The 3,715-nt window shown below is 67.3% G+C and carries 3 protein-coding genes; 1 reads left to right on the top strand and 2 read right to left on the bottom strand.

Annotated elements, in window-relative coordinates; genetic code table 11:
- Positions 1-616, bottom strand: a 616-nt coding sequence (locus AC1D15_RS21855) for a SpvB/TcaC N-terminal domain-containing protein (RefSeq protein WP_477827620.1), incomplete at its 3' end; no start/stop codon positions are given.
- A gap of 222 nt (positions 617-838) precedes the next feature.
- Positions 839-3,100 (bottom strand): Orn/Lys/Arg family decarboxylase, encoded by a 2,262-nt coding sequence (locus tag AC1D15_RS21850; RefSeq protein WP_047505251.1) that lies wholly within the window; start codon positions 3,098-3,100, stop codon positions 839-841.
- A 136-nt stretch (positions 3,101-3,236) separates the two neighbouring features.
- On the opposite strand from AC1D15_RS21850, the gene AC1D15_RS21845 reads away from it, so the two are divergent.
- Entirely contained in the window at positions 3,237-3,671 is a 435-nt protein-coding gene (locus AC1D15_RS21845; protein WP_477827621.1) for an NfeD family protein, read from the top strand.
- The last annotated feature ends 44 nt before the right edge of the window (positions 3,672-3,715 follow it).

Below are 3,715 nucleotides of genomic sequence, written 5' to 3'. Positions count from 1 at the left end.
GCCAGGTGGTGATGACGCCGCTGGCCTGCGCGGTCACGGCGGCATCGGCCGTCGCGTTGGCGTCGGGGTCGGTGCCGTATTCGTGGATGCGGCCGTCCTTGGTCCACACCTTGAAGTACGTCGGTGAACCAGCCCCTGTGCCGTAGGCGCGAATGCGCGCATACGTGTCCTTCTCGGTGCGGTACTCGCGCAGCAGGCCGCTGCCGCCGGCGCTGTCGTTGGTCTGCGGGAACGGCAGCGGAACGCCCGCCGCATCGGTCTGGATCAGGCGCTGGCCATCCAGGCACAGCTTGTCGGCCGCGCTGTTGTCGACGCCTCGCACACGCCCGTCGGTGGACAGGTTGTCGGCGCAGCGCGCGATGGCCGAGATGCCTTGCAGAGACCACCCGTGCCCGAGCGGCCCGCTGCCTTCGCCGCCATAGGCCAGGCTGATGCTCGGCGTCATGCCGGCCACGCCCGGCGGCACGGCGATCGAATGCTGATAGCCCGGCTGGCCGCCATTGCCGACCACCAGCTGAGCCGATGCACCCGGCGACAGGCCAGCCAACGCCAGCGCACCCAGGCACGACACCACCAAGCCGCGGGCACGCCGCGACGCAACCAAGATCAGTTCCAAGACAGTCCTCCAGCGCACGGTCGTCGACCGGCGCAATCCAATGACGGGGTCAGGTGTTGTGTCGCCTTCGGCCCAGTGGGGCGCTGGCAACCCGCGCGGCAGTGGTCTGCCGCTGCGGTGCGCGCAGTCTAGCGATGCGCGCGGGGATTTTTCACGACAGGCCGAGCAAATTCATCAACCTTGAGGAGGTCCATTCGTACCTCCCCCGCTGCGAATTCCCGCTCAGCCTTCCTTCACGCAATCCACGTGGTACGTCCGCGACCCCTCGCCGCTGTCATGCTCCACCAGCCCGTGGACATCGGTGTCGAAGCCCGGGAACTTGGCGTTGAACGCGCGCGTGAATTTCAGGTAGTCGACGATCTTCTTGTTGAAGCGCTCGCCCGGGATCAAGAGCGGGATGCCCGGCGGGTACGGTGTCAGCAGCGAGGTGGTGACGCGGCCTTCCAGGTCGTCGATCGCCACGCGCTCGGTGTCGCGGTGCGCGATGCGCGCGAACGCATCGGTGGGCTTCATCGCCGGCTGCAGGTCGGACAAATACATCTCGGTGGTCAGCCGCGCGATGTCGCCCTTCGCGTACATCTCGTGGATGGCCTGGCTCAGGTCCTGCAGCCCCATGCGCTCGTAGCGCGGCTGCTTGGCCACGAACTCCGGCAGCACGCGCCACAGCGGCGCGTTGCGGTCGTAGTCGTCCTTGAACTGCTGCAGCGCGGTCAGCAGCGTGTTCCAGCGGCCCTTCGTGATGCCGATCGTGAACATGATGAAGAACGAGTACAGCCCCGTCTTCTCGACCACCACGCCGTGCTCGGCCAGGAACTTGGTGACGATGGACGCCGGAATGCCGGTCTTGGCGAACTTGCCCGACACATCGAGCCCCGGCGTGATCAGCGTGCACTTGATCGGGTCGAGCAGGTTGAAGCCGCCCGCCAGGTCACCGAAGCCGTGCCACTTCTCGCCGGCCTTCAGCACCCAGTCGCTGCTCTTGCCGATGCCTTCGGCCGCGATCTTGTCCGGGCCCCAGACCTTGAACCACCAGTCCTTGCCGTACTCCTTGTCGACCTTGCGCATCGCGCGGCGGAAGTCCATCGATTCGGCGATGCTCTCTTCCACCAGCGCGCGCCCGCCCGGCGCCTCCATCATCGCCGCGGCCACGTCGCAGCTCGCGATGATCGCGTACTGCGGGCTGGTCGACGTGTGCATCAGGTAGGCCTCGTTGAAGAGGTGCGTGTCGAGCTTGCGGTGCTGCGCGTCCTGCACCAGCACCTGCGAGGCCTGGCTGATGCCGGCCAGCAGCTTGTGCGTGGACTGCGTCGCGTAGACGATCTGGTCCTTCGGGCGCGGGCGGTTGCGGCCCATCGAATGGTATTCGCCGTAGAACTCGTGGAAGGCGGCGTGCGGCAGCCAGGCCTCGTCGAAATGCAGCGTGTCGATGTAGCCGTCGAGCGATTTCTTGATGCTCTCGGTGTTGTAGAGCACGCCGTCGTACGTGCTCTGCGTCAGCGTCAGGATGCGCGGCTTGACCTTCTTCGCGTCGACGCCGGCCAGCAGCGGGTTCTTCGCGATCTTGCGCTGGATGGCGGCCGGCGAGAACTCGGCCTCGGGGATCGGGCCGATGATGCCGTAGTGGTTGCGCGTGGGCGGCAGGAACACCGGCACCGCGCCCGTCATGATGATCGAGTGCAGGATCGACTTGTGGCAGTTGCGGTCGACCACCACCACGTCGCCCGGCGCCACATTGTGGTGCCACACCATCTTGTTGCTGGTGCTGGTGCCGTTGGTGACGAAGAAGCAGTGGTCGGCGTTGAAGATGCGCGCCGCGTTGCGCTCGCTCTCGGCGATCGGACCGGTGTGGTCGAGCAGCTGGCCGAGCTCGTCGACGCTGTTGCACACGTCGGCGCGCAGCATGTTCTCGCCGAAGAACTGGTGGAACATGCGCCCGACCGGGCTCTTCAGGAACGCGACGCCGCCCGAGTGGCCGGGGCAATGCCACGAGTACGAGCCGTCCTGCGCGTAGTCGACCAGCGCGCGGAAGAACGGCGGCGCCAGGCCGTCCATGTACGACTTGGCTTCGCGGATGATGTGGCGGGCCACGAACTCCGGCGTGTCCTCGAACATGTGGATGAAGCCGTGCAGCTCGCGCAGCACGTCGTTGGGCAGGTGCTGCGAGGTGCGCGTCTCGCCATACAGGTAGATCGGGATCTCGGCGTTCTTGAAGCGGATCTCCTGAATGAACTTGCGCAGGTTCAGCACCACCGGGTCGAGCTCGGGGCCTTGCGTGAACTCGTTGTCGTCGATCGACAGGATGAAGGCGCTGGCGCGGCTTTGCTGCTGCGCGAATTGCGACAGGTCGCCGTAGCTGGTGGCGCCCAGCACCTCGAAGCCCTCTTTCTCGATGGCCGCGGCCAGCGCCCGGATTCCCAGGCCCGAGGTGTTCTCGGAGCGGAAGTCTTCGTCGATGATGACGATCGGAAAGTTGAAACGGAGCATGGCCACCTCTGGAGGGCAACGGAATGAAGGCGCGAAGTGTAGGGCCGATCGATGACAGGCGCGGGGTGCGCCTTACACTGCCGACCTGCGTGCGGGGTGGACGCAACAGACGCTCAAACGAGGAGAGCCCGTGGACATGAGCCCGTCAACGTTCTGGTGGGTGGCGGCCGGGGTGGCGGTGGCCGCCGAGCTGGCCACCGGCACCTTCTACCTGCTGATGTTCGCGCTCGGCCTGGCGGCCGCGGCGATTGCCGCGCTGCTGGGCTTCAAGCTGCCCGGCCAGCTGGTGATGGCGGCCCTGGTGGGCGGCGGCGCGGTGGCGCTGTGGCATTGGCGCCGCCTGCAGCACCCGCCGGCCGGCCCGGTGCGCGAGAACCGCGACGTCAACATCGACATCGGCGAGCACGTGACCGTGGCGGCCTGGGCCGACGACCGCACCGCCCGCGTGCCCTACCGCGGCTCCACCTGGACCGCGCGCCTCGCCCCCGGTGCGCCGGCGCAGCCGGGCGAGCACGTGGTGCAGGCGGTGGAAGGCAACTGGCTGGTGCTGGTGCCCGCCGCCGGCCGTTGACTCCTCGAGCTGCCGATCCCCCTTCCCTGCTCCCTTCCCTGTTG

This window comes from Rhizobacter sp. P2_H2 (assembly GCF_056403375.1).
This window is presented reverse-complemented; position numbering and strand designations above follow the sequence as displayed.